Source organism: Haloechinothrix halophila YIM 93223, from assembly GCF_000504245.1.
Taxonomy (GTDB): Bacteria; Actinomycetota; Actinomycetes; order Mycobacteriales; family Pseudonocardiaceae; genus Haloechinothrix_A; species Haloechinothrix_A halophila.
This window is the reverse complement of sequence record NZ_KI632509.1, coordinates 5,442,964-5,458,045: the sequence shown is the minus strand read 5'-3', so window position 1 is coordinate 5,458,045 and position 15,082 is coordinate 5,442,964. Positions and strand designations below refer to the sequence as shown.

The window sequence follows — 15,082 nt, the reverse complement described above, 5'->3', positions numbered from 1 at the left end:
AGAGGACATCTCAGGAGAGCGCAGTGACCTACGTGATCGCCGAGCCCTGCGTCGACCTTCTCGACAAGGCGTGCATCGACGAATGCCCCGTTGACTGCATCTACGAGGGCGAGCGCATGCTCTACATCCACCCCGACGAGTGCGTGGACTGTGGTGCGTGTGAGCCGGTCTGCCCGGTCGAAGCCATCTTCTACGAGGACGACGTCCCGGACGAGTGGGCGAACGAGCCAACCAACTACACCAAGGCCAACGTCGACTTCTTCGAGATCGACGTCAATGGCGAGGGCCCGCTCGGCTCGCCCGGTGGCGCCGCCAAGGTGGGTAAGGTCCCTGCCGACCCGCAGTGGATCAAGGACCTGCCCCCGATGGGCGAAGAAGGCTGATGGCCCGCGCGCGGAGCGCGCTGCCTGACTTTCCGTGGGACTCGCTGACGCCCTACGGCGACAAAGCGCGTTCCCACCCAGGCGGGATCGTCGACTTGTCCGTTGGAACGCCGGTCGACCCCGTCGCGCCCGAGATCCAGCAGGCGCTGGCCTCGGTCGCGGAGGTCCCCGGCTACCCGGCGACGCACGGCACGCCCGAACTGCGCGCCGCTATCCGTGACGCCCTGGTGCGCAGGCACGGTGCGGCGGAAATCGAGCCGGATGCCGTGCTGCCGACGGTCGGCTCCAAGGAACTGGTCGCGCTGCTGCCGCGGCTGCTCGGCCTCGGTGACGGCGATGTCGTCGTCATCCCCGAACTGGCGTACCCCACCTACGAGGTGGGTGCGCTGCTCGCCGGTGGCGAGGTCCGCAGGGCGGACAGCCTCACCCAGCTTGGCCCGGAACGGCCCGCGCTGCTCTGGCTGAACTCGCCGTCCAACCCGACCGGACGGGTGCTCGGCGTCGAGCACCTGCGCAAAGTCGTCGAGTGGGCGCGCGAGCGCGGCACCGTCGTCGCCTCGGACGAGTGCTACCTCGCCCTCGGCTGGGATAGCGAGCCGGTGTCGGTACTGCACCCCGACGTCAACGGCGGCAGCCTGGATGGGCTGCTCGCGGTGCACTCGCTGTCGAAGTCCGCCAACCTGGCCGGATACCGCGCCGGGTTCGTCACCGGCGACCCGAGGCTGGTCGCCGACTTGCTCGCGGTGCGCAAACACGCGGGGCTGATCGTGCCGCGCCCGGTGCAGGCCGCGATGACGGCCGCGCTCGGCGCCGACGACGCACTCGCCGCGCAGCAGGGGAAGTACGCGGCGCGGCGGGACACGCTGCGCAAGGTGTTGCAGTCGGCGGGATTCCGCATCGACCACTCCGAAGCGGGACTGTACCTGTGGGTGACTCGTGACGAGGACGCCTGGCAGACCGTCGACTGGTTCGCCGAACGGGGCATTCTGGTCGCGCCGGGTACGTTCTACGGCCCCGCTGGTGGCAAGCACGTGCGCGTCGGGCTCACTGCGACCGACGAGCGGGTACGCGAGGCCGCCACCCGGCTGGATGCCTGAGGCGGACTACCTCCCACTCAGGTACGCGACCGCTCGGTGCACGTCGGATTTCTAGCGCCGTCACACCAGCGGACGGGCCTGCTTCAACACTTTCCGGCAGCGACCGGGGAGGTTCGCGCGGGCCTGAGCCTTCCGCGCCATCTCCCGCTCCACCAGCCTGCCGGCCACGAACGCGGGCAGCGGCTTCTCCTGCGCCGCGCCCAACTCCCGCACTCGCTGGGCGGCGACGACGGCGTCCTGATGCTCGCCAAGGACGTCCTGCAGCCGCTTCGCCGCCTTGATCAGCTTGCCGAGCTGCTTGACGTCGGACTTTTTCGCCGCTGGCAGCGCCGTCTCCGCCGCGTACCGCAGTCGCTTGCCCTTGATCCGCAGCGCGTGGACCTGGTCGTCTTCCGGATCGTCGCCCAGCTCGTCGATGGCCTTACGCAGCGCCTGGTACGGCTTGCGCAGCGAGCTGACCAGTTTCGTTCCGGTCATCGGGGCCTGCGCGCCGTCGCCATCGCCGTTCGCGAGCGCGGCGAGCCCGGTCAGCAAGCCCTGATAGCGCGCGCTGGACAACGCCCTGCCCAGCGCGATGCGGTGAGTGCCGCGTTCCTTGACGAGCGCGGACATCAGCTGTTCCGCGGCGGCCAGCTCGTCCTCGTCGAACCCGGCCGTCTCCTCCCGCAGCCGCATGAGCAGGACGTCGAGGTCGCGCACCGGGCTGGTGACGTCGCCGAGCCAGCGCAGCTCATCCCGCAGGTCGGCGGGGGACTGCTCGGGCGGCGTGTCAGTGGCGAGGCGCACCTCACCGGTCATTGACGGCACGGTCTTCAACACGCTCCGCAGCCGCCGGATGGCGACACGGAACTGGTGCAGCTCCTCGGGGTCCGTGCCCGCACGGGCACCGTCCTGGTGGCTGAGCAGGGCGCGGAGCTGCTGGTCGATCCGGGCACGGGCATGCTCGGCGGTGGTGGTCGAGGCCGACACGTCCTGCGGCTGCTCACCCAGCCCGACCTCAGCGGGTGCTGGAGCGCGACGCTGTCCTCGTGCCGACGTCATCACCACGAGGGTAGGGCATGAGCCGTGTCAGTCGTTTTTGTGCAGCTCCGCGTTCAGCTCGATGCCGGTGCCTTCCCTGCGCACGGCCTCGACGACGCCGGTCGCCGAGTTGCGGCGGAACAGCGCGCCGGAGATCCCGGACAGGTCGCTCGCCTTGCGCAGCGTGCCCTCGACGCTGACCTTGGTCCCGGCCGTGACGTAGAGCCCGGCCTCGACGACGGAGTCGTCACCGAGCGAGATGCCGATGCCCGCGTTCGCGCCGAGCAGGCAACGCTCACCGACCGAGATGACCTCCTTGCCGCCGCCGGACAGCGTGCCCATCACCGAGGCGCTGCCGCCGAGGTCGGTGCCATCGCCGACGACGACGCCAGCCGAGATTCTGCCCTCGATCATGGACGCACCGAGCGTGCCCGCGTTGAAGTTGATGAAGCCCTCGTGCATGACGGTGGTGCCGCTGGCGAGGTGCGCGCCGAGCCGCACCCGGTCGGCGTCGCCGATGCGGACGCCGCTCGGGATGACGTAGTCGACCATGCGGGGGAACTTGTCGATGCTGTAGACGGTGACGTGACCGCGCGACCGCAGCCGCATCCGGGTCGCCTCGAAGCCCTCGACGGGGCAGGGGCCGAAGTTGGTCCACACGACGTTGCTGAGCAGCCCGAACACGCCGTTCATGTTCTGGCCGTGCGGGCGCACCATGCGATGCGAGAGCAGGTGCAGCCGCAGGTAGACGTCGTGGGCGTCCTGCGGCGCCGTGCTGAGCGAACCGATCGTGGTGCGCACGGCGATCACCTCGACGCCCCGGTCGGTGTCCGAGCCGAGCAGCGTTGTCGCCGCCTTGCCGAGCGCCGCGGCGGCCTCGTCGTCGCTCAGCTTGGTCGTACCTGCCTGCTCACCGGCCTGCCCACTGGTGCTGGTCAGCTTGGGGTGCGGGAACCAGGTGTCGAGCACGGTGCCGTCGGTCGTGATCGTGGCAAGCCCGACTCCGGTCGCGCCGGTGGTCTCGGGGTTGGGGATCTGCTCGCTGTTCACGCTTATCACCGTAACCGTTACGACCGACACGCCTGCCGCGTGGCCCTGGCAGTCTCGGCTACGAGCCGAGGAGCTGCTCGGCGGACGTGACCGCCTCGGCGAGGTCGTTGAGGGCCGTGACGCACTCCTGCTTCTCGGCGGCGTTCTGCTGCGCGCAACCCGCGTCGCGGTAGGCGGCGACGGCCGCCGTCATCCGTCGTCCTGGCTCCGCGAGCCGCGGGTAGCCGGTTTCGGCTGCCGCTTCGATGGTGGTCGCCGCGTTCGCCAGCTGGGTGACGTACTTCTCACACTGCCACGGCTCGCGCGATTCCGGGTCGCTGTGGCAGGCGTCCGTCGTCAGCGCGCGCAGCTTCACCCGCAGCGTCTCGACGTGGATGGTGTCGCGGACATCGCGTCCCCCGTCGCCGCCGATGCCACACGCCGCAAGCAGGGCGATCGTCACCGCGCTGAGGACGATGCCGATGGTCCTGCCTTGGGACGTCATGCCTTCGCTGATGCGCACACCGCAAACGGTACTCATCGCCCGCACTGGGTACGGTCTCGGCTATGACAGCGCCCCACCCGCAGGAGCGACCTGCCTTGGACTTGCACGACAACCCCGTTGACCTCACAGCGGCCCTGGTTGACATCCGCAGCGAGTCCGGTGAGGAGAAGCCGCTCGCGGACGCTGTCGAGCACGCGCTGCGTAGCCAGGCGCCGCACCTCGACGTGATCCGCGATGGCAACGCGGTGCTGGCGCGGACATCGCTTGGCAGGGCGTCGCGGGTGGTGTTCGCTGGCCACCTCGACACCGTGCCGGTCAACGACAACCTGCCGCTGCGCCGCACCGGCTCCGGGATGGACGAGGTGTTGCACGGCCTTGGAGCGGTCGACATGAAAGGCGGTGACGCGGTCTTCCTCTCGCTGGCCGCCACCGTCACCGAGCCACGGCACGACGTCACCTTCGTGTTCTACGACTGCGAGGAGGTCGACGCCTCCCGCAACGGCCTAGGTCGCATCGAGCAGAACCTGCCTGACTGGCTGCGCGGCGACCTCGCCGTGGTTGGCGAGCCGTCGAACGCGGTGATCGAGGCGGGATGCCAGGGCACCATCCGCGTTGAACTGCGCTGCGACGGCACGCGCGCCCACACCGCACGGGCCTGGATGGGCGCCAACGCGATCCACGCGCTCGGCGAGCCGCTGCGCAGGCTGACGGAATACCAGCCGAGGATCGTCGACATCGACGGACTCACCTACCGGGAAGGCCTGCAGGCGGTGCGCATCGGCGGCGGGGTGGCGGGCAACGTCGTCCCCGACGAGGCGACGCTGGTCATCAACCACCGGTTCGCGCCGGACCGCTCGCCGGAGGAGGCGCTTGCGCACCTGCGGGAGGTGTTCGACGGCTACGAGCTGACCGTGCAGGACATCTCTGGCGGCGCGCTGCCAGGACTGTCCGAACCGGCGACGGCGGAGCTGGTGCGCGCGTCCGGCGGCGATCCGGTCGCCAAGCTGGGCTGGACCGACGTCGCGCGGTTCGCGGCGCTGGGCATGCCCGCCGTGAACTTCGGGCCTGGCGACCCGACGCTGGCGCACACCAAGCAGGAACACGTCGCCGCCGCCGAGATCAGCCGGGTGGCCGAGGTGCTGCGCGCGTTCCTGAGCTGAGCGTCGCGGCGGTTGAACCGGTTCTGGCGTGTCGGCGTGTGCGGCGGGATAGGCTCGCGGGCGTGGCAGAACCAGGAACGAACATCGACCACACCTACCCCGAACACCCACGGGAGAAGCACCGCGGGCCAGTCGTGCTGCGCCGGTCCAGCCGGGACGAGACGAGCACGACCGATCAGCGACTGCTCGACACGCGTGGGCCGTCGGACTGGGTGCATACCGACCCGTGGCGAGTGCTGCGTATCCAGGCGGAGTTCGTCGAGGGCTTCGGCGCGCTGGCTGAGGTGCCGCGCGCGGTCACGGTGTTCGGCTCAGCGCGTACCAAGCGCGAACACGCCGAGTACGAGCTCGGCCGCAAGATCGGTGCCGCGCTGGTCGATGCTGGTTTCGCGGCGATCACCGGCGGCGGGCCGGGTGCGATGGAGGCGGTCAACCGTGGCGCCTCCGAGGCGGGTGGGCTCTCCATCGGGCTCGGCATCGAGCTGCCGTTCGAGCAGGGCCTGAACCCGTGGGTCGACCTCGGCGTCAACTTCCGGTATTTCTTCACCCGCAAGACGATGTTCGTCAAGTACTCGCAGGCGTTCATCTGCTTGCCAGGCGGGTTCGGCACGCTGGACGAGCTGTTCGAGGCGTTGTGCCTCGTCCAGACCAAGAAGGTCACCAAATTCCCTGTCGTGCTGTTCGGCAAGGACTACTGGCGCGGCCTTTACGAGTGGATCAACGACAGCGTCCGGCGCGAAGGCAAGATCAACGAGGCGGACATGAACTTGCTACACCTCACCGACGACATCGACGAGGCGATGCAGGTGGTGCAGGAGGCGTACCAGGCATGGGAAGACACCCATTGAGTGGCGCAGTGAGCGGCACACAGCACGGCGGGATCGGGTCGATCTGCGTCTTCTGCGGGTCGTCGAGCGGCACGGGCAGCCGCTACGTCGACGCCGCGACCGCGCTGGGTGAGCACCTGGCACGCGCAGGCGTCCGGGTGGTCTATGGCGGCGCGCACGTCGGCACCATGGGTGTGCTCGCGGACGCCGCGCTGGCCGCCGGTGGCGAGGTCGTCGGCATCATCCCGGAAGGCATGGTGGAGCGGGAGATCGCCCACACGGGGCTGACCGAGCTGCACGTCGTCGCGGATATGCACGAGCGCAAGGCGTTGATGTCGGAGCGCGCGGACGCGTTCATCGCACTGCCGGGCGGTGCGGGCACGCTTGAGGAACTGTTCGAGGTGTGGACGTGGGCACAACTCGGCCTGCACGCCAAGCCGATCGGCCTGCTCGACATCGACGGCTTCTACCAGCCGCTGCGCGTGATGACCGACCACATGGTCGACGAGGGCTTCCTGCGCCCAAGTCACCGTGACACGCTGCTGTTCGACACCGACCCCGCGCGGCTGCTGCGGGGACTGGCCGAGCACCAGCTGCCGAGGGTGGACAAGTGGGCTGGCTGAGCGCTCAGGCCGCCTTCGGCCGCTCGTGGTAATGATCCACGTAGGTCTGCTCGGACAGCTCCAAGATCGCGTACATGATCTCGTCGGTGACCGACCGGCGGATCGCGGGCGAGGCGTCCATCCCGTGGTAGCGGGAGAAGTCCAGTGGCTTGCCGAACCGGACTTCGATCTTGACAGGGCGCGGGATGCGGGTGCCGATCGGCTGCATCCGATCGGTGCCGACCAGCGCCACTGGCACTACCACCGCACCGGTGGACAACGCGAGCTGCGCGACCCCGGTGTGGCCCCGGTGGAGTTTGCCATCCAGCGAGCGGGTGCCCTCCGGGTAGATGCCGAACGCGCCACCCTCGTCGAGCACCTTTCGCGCCGCGCTGAGCGCGGCCAGTGCGGCATGGGCGTTCCCCCGGTCCACCGGCACGTAGCCCAGCGCGGACAGGAACGCGGCGGCGAACTTGCCCTTGATGCCGCCTTGGGTGAAGTACTCCGCCTTGCCGAGGAACGCCACCTTGCGCGGCGTCACCAGCGGAATCACGGCGGTGTCAACGGCGGAGAGGTGATTGGCCGCGATGATGACGGGGCCGTCGAGCGGCACGTGCTGTGCCCCGATCACCTTCGGGCGGTACAGCAAGCGAGCAAGCGGAGCAAGAACCCAGCGAATCAGTGCGTTCAACACGGCAGATCACTCTCGGTCAGCCTCGAGGAAGGTCGGCAAGAAAGGTGCCGCCATTCAGCATGGCACGATCTGAGCCTGTGATGCCGGTTGGAAACACAACCCTTACCTGGGTGGAGCAATCTCCCCTCGTCATGGGCGTCGTTACGGATGCCGCTCAGGTCGCGCGTGTACTGCGGGAGGGTGCCGACATCGTGGACCTGCGCCGTGCGAGCGGCACGTTCGTTCATGAAGTACGTCACACCCACACTGGTGTCCCGATCGCCGTCGACGTCGCAGGTGGGGCGCGTGATTTGGCCGGTATCGGGGCAGACCTGCTCTATGACTCCGCCGGGTCCACTGAGCGGGAGCTAACGGCGCTCGCTGCGGAGTCAGGCGCCGCTGTGGTGTGCTCGGTGGGAGAGGCCGAGCGGCTTCGAACCGAGGGCATGGTGCGGGTGTTCGTCACACCCGGGTGGCGACAGGACCCCACTACGCTGCGCCGAGGCAGGGAGCTGGCCGCCGACTGGTCTGTGCTGCTGACGGTGTCCGGCAGCCCGGAGCCCGGTGGTGGCGGGGAGTCGGACGCCCGCGAGCCGGGTGACTCCGCTATCGCTCCGGACACCATCGCTGCCGCCGCGCTCGCCGCGATGGCGGGAGTGCGGATCGTGCGCACGACACGCGTGACTGAGACGAGAAGGACGGTGGACATGATCGCCAGCATCGCCGGGACCCGCCAACCGGCACGGGTCAGGAGGGCGCTGGCATGACGGCACCTGACTCGGGCGGGCCTGATTCGAGCGGCTTCTTGTCGCGCACCCACCAGTACCCGGACTGGACGGAAACCGACCTGCTGCGCGCCAAGGGTGAACGCACGGTCTCCGTCGTGCTGCCCGCGTTGAACGAGCAGGACACCGTCGGCGGCGTCGTGGCGTCGGTGCGGCCCCACCTCGGCGGGCTGGTCGACGAGGTGGTCGTCGCGGACTCCGGCTCGACCGACGACACCGTCGCCCGTGCGACCGAGGCAGGGGCACGGGTGGTGCGCCGCGACGACGTCCTCGCTGAGCTATCGCCGTGGCCGGGCAAGGGTGAGGTGCTGTGGCGCTCCCTCGCCGCGACGTCCGGCGATATCGTCGTCTTCCTCGACTCCGACCTGGTCGACCCGGACTCGTCATTCGTGCCAGGGCTGCTCGGACCGCTGCTGCTTGCTGAGGGCGTCCACCTGGTGAAGGGCTTCTATCAGCGCCCGCTGCGGCTGGAGACCGAGGTCGCCAACACCGGTGGCGGCAGGGTGACCGAGCTACTGGCGCGGCCGGTGCTCGCCGCGTTACGGCCCGCGCTGTCCGGCGTGGTGCAGCCGATCGGCGGCGAGTACGCGGGCACCCGCGAGTTCCTGGAGTCGGTGCCGTTCGCGGCGGGCTATGGCGTGGACATCGGGCTGCTGCTCGACGCTGAGGCGCGCTACGGCGTCGACGCGCTGGCGCAGGTCAACCTCGGTGTGCGGAAGCACCGCAACCGCTCGTTGCTGCAACTCGGCGTGATGGCGCGGCAGTTGCTCGGCACGATCTTCGACCGTTGCGGGGTCGACGCGGCGGACTCCCCGGTATTCACCCAGTTCACGCAGGTCGCTGGGGAGTGGCTGCCGGAGACGTCCGAGGTGTTCGTCGCCGACCGGCCACCGATGCGCGAGGTACTGGCCGCACGGCCGTCCGGCTAGTGACGCATTCACTGCATCGAGCCACCCGTAGCGTCGCTGCTCACATCGGGCGTGTGGAACGATCGGGACGTGGGCACCGCGTTGATTTACCTACTCGTCATGCTGCTGGTCGCGGCGGTCGTATTCCTCATCGCCTCGATGGTCTTCGGCAGAGGGGAGGAGCTGGAACCGCTGCCGCCGGGGGCGTCCCCGACGCGGCTGCCGGCCGCTGAGATCACGTCATCGGATATCGCGCAAGTCCGGTTTCAATTGGTGCTGCGCGGCTACCGCATGTCCGAGGTCGACTGGGTGATGCAGCGGCTCGGAGCGGAGGTAGACCAGCTGCGCGCTAGAGTGGCCACTCTTGAACAGCAGCTGAGCGAACACCAGGGCGGAAGGTCATGACCTCGGTCGGTGACGGTAGGAAGCGGTGCGACTGGGCAACGACCGCCGATGACTACGCCGAGTACCACGACACCGAGTGGGGCGTGCCGCTCTACGGCGAGATGGCCATGTTCGAACGACTCAGTCTGGAATCGTTCCAGTCCGGGCTGTCGTGGCTGGTCATCCTGCGCAAGCGCGAGGCGTTCCGGGAATCCTTCGCCGGGTTCGACCCTGGCCTCGTCGCCGACTTCGACGACTTCGATGTCGAGCGGCTGCTGGAGACGACCGGCATCGTCCGCAATCGAGCGAAGATCAACGCGGTGATCAACAACGCTCGTAAGGTGGTCCGGCTGGACGTCCCGCTCGACGAGCTGTTGTGGTCGTTCGCGCCGGAGTCGGCGAACCGGCCGCGGGCGGAGAAGGTGGAGGACGTGCCGTCGACCTCCGAGGAGTCGAAGGCCATGGCCAAAGAACTCAAGCGGCGCGGGTTCAGCTTCGTCGGCCCGACGACCTGCTACGCGCTGATGCAGGCCACTGGCATGGTCGACGACCACATCGCGAGCTGCTGGCGCGCCACCTGAGCCGCACGCCGCACCCAGTGCCGCACGCTGGAGCCTGGCGCCGCGCACCGGGAAACGCCGGGTGCGCCGATCGCGACACCCGGCGTGGCCGTCGTCAGGAGCCGGTGAACTTCGGGGCGCGCTTGTTCACGAAGGCATCGACCGCCTCATGATGGTCGGACGTCGCGCCAAGCTCGTTCTGCGCCACCTGCTCCGCGGCCAGTGCTTCGCCGAAGCTGGACGACGTCGCGGCCGAGAGCGTCTGCTTGATCTTCTGGTACGCCACTGTCGGCCCCGCCGCCAGCTTCGCCGCTAGCTCCTGCGCCCGCGCCAGCGCCTCGCCGTCTTCGACGACCTCGCTGATGAGGCCGATCCGCAGCGCCTCGTCGGTCTGCACCTTGCGCGGCAGCATCATCAGCTCAAGCGCCCTGCCGTAGCCGATCAGCCGCTGCAGCGTCCACGACGCACCGGAGTCGGGGCCGAGGCCGACGTTGGCGAAGGCCATCAGGAAGTTCGCCGAGCTGGCCGCGATTCGCACGTCGGCGGCGTAGGCGAAGGCGGCCCCCGCTCCGGCGGCTGGCCCGTTCACCGCCGCGATGATCGGCTTCGGCATCTCCGCGATCGACGTCGCGATCGGGTTGTAGTGCTCCTCGACCGTGCTCAGTGGCGAGGGATCGTTGTCGAGCAGCAGCCCGACGTGTTCCTTGAGGTCCTGGCCCGCGCAGAACGCCTTGCCTGCCCCTGTCAGCACGACAGCGCGCACGTCGTCGTCGGCCGCCGCGTCCCGCAGTGTCTCGACCAGCCGGTTCTTCAACTCGATGTTGAGCGAGTTGTAAGCAGCGGGCCGGTTCAGCGTGATGGTCCTGACGCCGTCGGCGTCCTCGACGAGCACGACATCGTCGGTCGCGGTCTGCTGCTCGGATGTGCTCGGCACTGCTTGCCTCCTGGTCGTAGGTGTCGTGCTCGTTCTACACGCATCGGACACCGGCTGTCACGGGCCGGGTAGCGGGGCGTGTGCAGGCTCGCAGACGGTGCGCTCGATCCCGCGAATCTGGCCCTGCTGCGGTCCGCATACCAGCGTTGATGCTTCGGGAAACGCGACCTCCTGTACACGACGAGATCAGCGATAGGGGAGAATGGACGCGTGAGACCCGGTTTGGGCTTGCAGGGTTCGGCTCAGGGCTTAACCAGATACGCATTGTCCGTGTCGGAGCACGCTGAGCCGAACGAGCACGACCGGTGACGCTGGTTGATATGGAGGGAGCACGCTATGGCGGCCATGAAGCCCCGGACCGGAGATGGTCCCCTCGAAGTCACGAAGGAGGGTAGGGGCCTCGTGATGCGCGTACCGCTCGAGGGTGGCGGACGGCTCGTCGTCGAGCTCACCGCTGAGGAGGCCAAGGACCTGGGCGTAGCCCTGCAGGAGGCAACGAGCTGACCCAACCCAACGGGTCGAATTGAGGTTTCGATGGTGCGAACCCCCGTGCCGTCGCTGCCGAGCACGGTGCCAGATGTCGAGATTGCTTCCAGTGTGCGGCGCGGGGCTCCGATCGCGCTGCTCACGGTGCCTTTCGATGCCACGGTGCACGGCGAGCGGACATCGGTCAACGGTGACTCGGCGCTCTCGGCGTACGGTACGCCGCTCCCGGAATCGGCGCTGCCTCCCGGTGTGGTGACCGGCAAGGCAGGCGAGATTCATCCACTCCGTGGTGCGACGCGCTGGCTCCTCGGGCTCGGCGCGGATCAGACGGACGCGAACAACTGGCGTTCGGCGGGCGCCGCGCTTGTGCGGGCGATCAACGCCGATCTCGCTGCGCGCGACGATGCCGGTGCCACCGCGCCGGACACGGTGCAGGTGGAGTTGCCGGGCGACGTCGAGCCGCGCTGTGTGACCGGCTTCGTGCTCGGTGTCTGCCTCGGCGGTTACCGGCTCACCGTGACCGAGCAGCAGCAGTCGCCGCGCCTGGCGACCGTCCGGCTGGTCGTCGGGGACGATCGGCTCGCCGAGCTGACCGACGTGGCCGGTGCCGCGCGCCAGTTGGCCGAGGCGACGTCGCTCGCTCGCGACCTCGCCAATACTCCCTCCAACGTCAAGAACCCCGACTGGCTCGCCAGCACGGTCAGCGATGTCCTCGCCGACGTGGTCGGCCTCGACGTCGAGGTCCGCGACCTCGGCTGGCTCACGGCGAACGGCTTCGGCGGCCTGCTCGCCGTCGGCGGTGGCTCCGCCAGCGAGCCGAGGCTGATCGAGATCAACTACCAGCCGAAGGACGCGACGCGCACACTGTTGCTGGTCGGCAAGGGCATCACCTTCGACACCGGCGGCATCTCGCTGAAGCCGTCCGACGGCATGCACCTGATGCGCACCGATATGTCGGGCGCCGCCGCCGTCGCTGGCGCGATGCGGGCCATCGCGCAGCGCGGCCCGGACATCGCGGTGCGGGCGCTGATCCCAGCCGCGGAGAACCACGTCTCCGGCTCCGCATACCGGCCGGGCGACGTCGTGCGCCACTACGGCGGGAAGACCACCGAGATCGGCAACACCGATGCCGAGGGCAGGATCGTGATGGCCGACGCGCTGGCGTATGGCGTCGAGCGGTTCGCGCCGGACGCTGTCGTCGACGTCGCCACGCTGACCGGCGCGATGAAGATGGCGCTCGGCCTGCGCACCGGCGGGTTCTTCGCCACGACCGACGAGCTGGCGGACGTGCTGAGCGCGGCCGGTGAGCGAGTCGGGGAAGCCTGGTGGCGGATGCCGCTGCTCGCCGCGCACGAGGACGCGGTGCGCGGGCGGCTCGCCGACGTCCGGCAGACACCGGACGGTCCAGGCGGCATCACGGCGGCGCTGTTCCTGCGCGAGTTCACCGGCGGGCTGCCGTGGGCGCACTTGGACATCGCGGGGCCCGCGCGGGCGGACAAGACGTACAACGAGGTCACGCCGGGTGGCACCGGGTTCGCGGCCCGCACGCTGGTCGAGTTCGTCGCTGCCTACGCGAACGCCTGACTCGCGAGTCTCACCTTATTCCGCGCGAGTTGCACCGTCGGCGCCGCGAGTTCCGCGTTGCGGGGCCGCGAGTTCGCCGTTCCGGTGTCTGCTGCGACACACCCAGCGGACCAAGTCGTTAGCAATGCGTAGTATCGCTGCGCGTGGTCACCAGCGCGCCGTCCGATGAGCATGCCCCTGCCACGGGTGCCGCTGCCCGGTACCTGACGCTGGCGGTCGCCGCGGCGGGCATCGCCTCGTTCGCGCTGCTCTACGCGCCGCAACCGGTGCTGCCGCAAATCGCGGACACCTATCGCATCGACCCAGGCACCGCCTCGCTCGCCGTCAGCGTCGCCACCGCTGGACTCGCCATCGCGGTGCTGCCGATCGCCACGTTGTCCGAGATCATCGGCAGACGTCGGGTGATCATCACGTCGCTGGTGTGTTCGGTACTGCTTGGGTTGTTGATCCCGTTCGCACCGAACTATCCGGTGCTGCTCGTGCTGCGTGCGCTGCAGGGCGCGGCGATCGCGGGTTTCCCCGGCGTCGCCGCCGCCTTCCTCGTCGAGAAGCTCGGCGCACGTGGTGTCGCGGGCGCGGTGGGCGCGATGGTCGCTGGCAACACCATCGGCGGCATGCTCGGCAGGCTCGCCACCGGCTTCACCACCGACCGGCTTGGCTGGCAGGCCGCGCTCGGCTCGTCCGCCGTGCTCTCGCTGGTCTGCGCCTCGGTGGCGTTGCTCTCGCTGCGGGCGCAACGCCGCAGGTCGCAGCCGTGCCAGCGGGTGCGCAGCAGTGGGCGTGGCGCGCTCATCGGCATCGCGACCGCGCTGCGTCAGCCGCTGCTGCTCGCCCAGTACGGCGTCGCGCTGCTCGGTATGGGCTCGTTCGTCGCGCTCTACAACGCGGCGGCGTTCCGGCTGACCGCCGAACCGTTGAACCTCACGCCCGCGGTGGCCTCGCTGGTCTTCCTCGCTTACGCGATGGGTGCGGTGTCGTCGTCTTTCGCGGGTCGCCTCATCGGCGCGTTCGGCAGGATTCGATCGCTGATCGGCGCGCTGGCTGTGATGGCGGGTGGCTCGGCGCTCACGCTGTCCACGACGTTGTGGCTGGTCGTAACTGGCTTCGTGGTGCTGACCGGCGGGTTCTTCGCGGCACACGCGGTGTCGAGCGGCTGGACGGCGTTCGCGGCGAGCCCGACGGGCAGGGCGCAGGCATCTGGCCTCTACACGCTTGGCTACTACGTCGGCAGCAGCGTCGGCGGCACCGCAGGCACCATGGTCTACGCCGCTGCTGGCTGGGGTGCCGTTGTCGGTCTCGTCGCCGCCTGGCTCGCCATCGCTGGCATCGGTGTCCTCGTGGTGCGCGGCAAGGAGCCCAGCGCTACGCCAGGCGCGCCGCAGCGAGCAGGCCACCCGCGACCGGCAGCATCGCGGGCATGAGCCGATCGTCGGAGGCCACTGACCTGGCGACTTCTCGCAGCGAAAGTGTGTCCTGGTCGCGGCGTGCCGGATCGGATAGGCCGCCGTTGGCGAGGATGCCGTTGAACGCGATCACTCCGCCCGGCCGCAGCAGCTCGACACCCTGCTCGTAGTAGTGCGGGTACTCGGCCTTCGCGGCGTCGACGAACACCAGGTCGTAGCCGCCCGAGGTGAGCCGGGGCATGACGTCGACGGCGCGACCCATGATCAGCCGGGTCTTGCTGCCGCCGAAACCCGCGTCGGCGAACGTGGCGCGGGCGGCGCGGTGGAACTCCGGCTCGATGTCGATCGAGGTCAGCACACCGTCCTTGGTCATGCCGTGCAGCAGGTAGAGGCCGCTGACCCCGGTGCCGGTGCCAATCTCGACCACGGCGCGGGCGCTCAGCGCCGCGGTCAGGAAGCGCAATGTGCACCCGACGGACGGCACCACTGTCGGGCAGCCGAGCTCATCGGCTCGGGTGCGCGCCGTGAGCAGCGCCTCGTCGTCGGGAAGGTACCCGTCGAGGTACTCGGCGAACGTCGGCGGCGCGGTCGGTTCGGTCTCTGAGCTCACAGGGGCAGATTAGACCCGCACGCCGCGACGGTCGGGCAGGCAGGGCCGTAACAGGGGCCAGAGGTCCCTCGACAAAGTCAGGACAAGCTCTCAGGTTGCTCTCAGGGCAGTCTCACTAAAACCGTAAGTACG

General features: G+C 69.3%; 18 protein-coding genes. 12 read left to right on the top strand and 6 right to left on the bottom strand.

Annotated features, from left to right (window positions below; translation table 11 throughout):
* Positions 1 to 23: 23 nt before the first annotated feature.
* Together fdxA and dapC are read left to right on the top strand one after the other, a co-directional pair.
* On the top strand, positions 24 to 383 hold the full coding sequence (fdxA, locus tag AMYHA_RS24970) for a ferredoxin (protein ID WP_034275072.1): 360 nt from the start codon (positions 24 to 26) through the stop codon (positions 381 to 383).
* Entirely contained in the window at positions 383 to 1,480 is a 1,098-nt protein-coding gene (gene dapC / locus AMYHA_RS24965) for a succinyldiaminopimelate transaminase (protein ID WP_034275069.1), read from the top strand. Before fdxA ends, dapC begins: the two co-directional genes overlap by 1 nt.
* 60 nt (positions 1,481 to 1,540) lie before the next feature.
* On the opposite strand, the gene AMYHA_RS24960 is transcribed toward dapC, so the two are convergent.
* The 3 genes from AMYHA_RS24960 to AMYHA_RS24950 are packed head-to-tail and all read right to left on the bottom strand — an operon-like array spanning position 1,541 to position 4,052.
* Positions 1,541 to 2,521, bottom strand: coding sequence for a CHAD domain-containing protein (locus tag AMYHA_RS24960; protein WP_051400282.1), 981 nt, complete (start codon positions 2,519 to 2,521; stop codon positions 1,541 to 1,543).
* 27 nt (positions 2,522 to 2,548) lie between these two features.
* Entirely contained in the window at positions 2,549 to 3,556 is a 1,008-nt protein-coding gene (gene dapD / locus AMYHA_RS24955; RefSeq protein ID WP_196777037.1) for a 2,3,4,5-tetrahydropyridine-2,6-dicarboxylate N-succinyltransferase, read from the bottom strand.
* A 52-nt stretch (positions 3,557 to 3,608) separates the two neighbouring features.
* Positions 3,609 to 4,052: a hypothetical protein gene (locus AMYHA_RS24950; RefSeq protein ID WP_051400281.1), complete on the bottom strand. Its 444-nt coding sequence runs from the start codon at positions 4,050 to 4,052 to the stop codon at positions 3,609 to 3,611.
* A gap of 44 nt (positions 4,053 to 4,096) precedes the next feature.
* Between AMYHA_RS24950 and dapE the strand changes: the two genes are divergently transcribed.
* The 3 genes from dapE to AMYHA_RS24935 all read left to right on the top strand — a co-directional run bounded on the left by dapE (position 4,097) and on the right by AMYHA_RS24935 (position 6,644).
* Positions 4,097 to 5,194 (top strand): succinyl-diaminopimelate desuccinylase, encoded by a 1,098-nt coding sequence (dapE, locus tag AMYHA_RS24945; RefSeq protein ID WP_034275065.1) that lies wholly within the window; start codon positions 4,097 to 4,099, stop codon positions 5,192 to 5,194.
* A gap of 83 nt (positions 5,195 to 5,277) precedes the next feature.
* Positions 5,278 to 6,042 (top strand): LOG family protein, encoded by a 765-nt coding sequence (locus tag AMYHA_RS24940; protein ID WP_034278764.1) that lies wholly within the window; start codon positions 5,278 to 5,280, stop codon positions 6,040 to 6,042.
* 32 nt (positions 6,043 to 6,074) lie between these two features.
* Entirely contained in the window at positions 6,075 to 6,644 is a 570-nt protein-coding gene (locus AMYHA_RS24935) for an LOG family protein (RefSeq protein ID WP_034278761.1), read from the top strand.
* 4 nt (positions 6,645 to 6,648) lie between these two features.
* On the opposite strand, the gene AMYHA_RS24930 is transcribed toward AMYHA_RS24935, so the two are convergent.
* On the bottom strand, positions 6,649 to 7,317 hold the full coding sequence (locus tag AMYHA_RS24930; RefSeq protein WP_034275062.1) for a lysophospholipid acyltransferase family protein: 669 nt from the start codon (positions 7,315 to 7,317) through the stop codon (positions 6,649 to 6,651).
* Between the two features lie 110 nt (positions 7,318 to 7,427).
* On the opposite strand from AMYHA_RS24930, the gene AMYHA_RS24925 reads away from it, so the two are divergent.
* The 4 genes from AMYHA_RS24925 to AMYHA_RS24910 all read left to right on the top strand — a co-directional run bounded on the left by AMYHA_RS24925 (position 7,428) and on the right by AMYHA_RS24910 (position 9,954).
* Positions 7,428 to 8,063, top strand: a complete 636-nt coding sequence (locus AMYHA_RS24925; protein ID WP_157362392.1) for a hypothetical protein — start codon at positions 7,428 to 7,430, stop codon at positions 8,061 to 8,063.
* A complete protein-coding gene (locus AMYHA_RS24920; protein WP_034275057.1) occupies positions 8,060 to 9,010 on the top strand; it encodes a glucosyl-3-phosphoglycerate synthase in 951 nt (316 codons plus the stop codon). The genes AMYHA_RS24925 and AMYHA_RS24920 overlap by 4 nt, the downstream gene beginning before the upstream one ends.
* A gap of 69 nt (positions 9,011 to 9,079) precedes the next feature.
* Positions 9,080 to 9,394: a DivIVA domain-containing protein gene (locus AMYHA_RS24915; RefSeq protein ID WP_034275055.1), complete on the top strand. Its 315-nt coding sequence runs from the start codon at positions 9,080 to 9,082 to the stop codon at positions 9,392 to 9,394.
* Entirely contained in the window at positions 9,391 to 9,954 is a 564-nt protein-coding gene (locus AMYHA_RS24910) for a DNA-3-methyladenine glycosylase I (protein ID WP_034275053.1), read from the top strand. The genes AMYHA_RS24915 and AMYHA_RS24910 overlap by 4 nt, the downstream gene beginning before the upstream one ends.
* Before the next feature lie 94 nt (positions 9,955 to 10,048).
* Here the strand turns inward: AMYHA_RS24910 and AMYHA_RS24905 are convergent, their stop codons facing one another.
* Positions 10,049 to 10,867, bottom strand: a complete 819-nt coding sequence (locus AMYHA_RS24905; protein ID WP_034275051.1) for an enoyl-CoA hydratase-related protein — start codon at positions 10,865 to 10,867, stop codon at positions 10,049 to 10,051.
* Between the two features lie 336 nt (positions 10,868 to 11,203).
* Between AMYHA_RS24905 and AMYHA_RS26680 the strand changes: the two genes are divergently transcribed.
* The 3 genes from AMYHA_RS26680 to AMYHA_RS24895 all read left to right on the top strand — a co-directional run bounded on the left by AMYHA_RS26680 (position 11,204) and on the right by AMYHA_RS24895 (position 14,358).
* Positions 11,204 to 11,371 carry a DUF3117 domain-containing protein gene (locus AMYHA_RS26680; RefSeq protein WP_084037490.1) on the top strand — a complete coding sequence of 56 codons (168 nt, stop codon included), beginning with the start codon at positions 11,204 to 11,206 and terminating at the stop codon, positions 11,369 to 11,371.
* Between the two features lie 30 nt (positions 11,372 to 11,401).
* A complete protein-coding gene (locus AMYHA_RS24900; protein ID WP_034275048.1) occupies positions 11,402 to 12,937 on the top strand; it encodes a leucyl aminopeptidase family protein in 1,536 nt (511 codons plus the stop codon).
* Between the two features lie 203 nt (positions 12,938 to 13,140).
* Positions 13,141 to 14,358 (top strand): MFS transporter, encoded by a 1,218-nt coding sequence (locus AMYHA_RS24895; protein WP_034278759.1) that lies wholly within the window; start codon positions 13,141 to 13,143, stop codon positions 14,356 to 14,358.
* Here the strand turns inward: AMYHA_RS24895 and AMYHA_RS24890 are convergent.
* A complete protein-coding gene (locus AMYHA_RS24890; protein ID WP_034275045.1) occupies positions 14,300 to 14,950 on the bottom strand; it encodes an O-methyltransferase in 651 nt (216 codons plus the stop codon). The genes AMYHA_RS24895 and AMYHA_RS24890 overlap by 59 nt on opposite strands.
* Between the last annotated feature and the right edge of the window lie 132 nt (positions 14,951 to 15,082).

What these genes read in the sequence shown, in the direction of transcription:
- dapC (WP_034275069.1), top strand. Translation starts at nt 383, where the DNA reads ATGGCCCGCGCGCGGAGCGCGCTGCCTGACTTTCCGTGGGACTCGCTG.
- AMYHA_RS24960 (WP_051400282.1), bottom strand. Translation starts at nt 2,521, where the DNA reads ATGACGTCGGCACGAGGACAGCGTCGCGCTCCAGCACCCGCTGAGGTC.
- dapE (WP_034275065.1), top strand. Translation starts at nt 4,097, where the DNA reads ATGACAGCGCCCCACCCGCAGGAGCGACCTGCCTTGGACTTGCACGAC.
- AMYHA_RS24920 (WP_034275057.1), top strand. Translation starts at nt 8,060, where the DNA reads ATGACGGCACCTGACTCGGGCGGGCCTGATTCGAGCGGCTTCTTGTCG.
- AMYHA_RS24910 (WP_034275053.1), top strand. Translation starts at nt 9,391, where the DNA reads ATGACCTCGGTCGGTGACGGTAGGAAGCGGTGCGACTGGGCAACGACC.
- AMYHA_RS26680 (WP_084037490.1), top strand. Translation starts at nt 11,204, where the DNA reads ATGGCGGCCATGAAGCCCCGGACCGGAGATGGTCCCCTCGAAGTCACG.
- AMYHA_RS24900 (WP_034275048.1), top strand. Translation starts at nt 11,402, where the DNA reads ATGGTGCGAACCCCCGTGCCGTCGCTGCCGAGCACGGTGCCAGATGTC.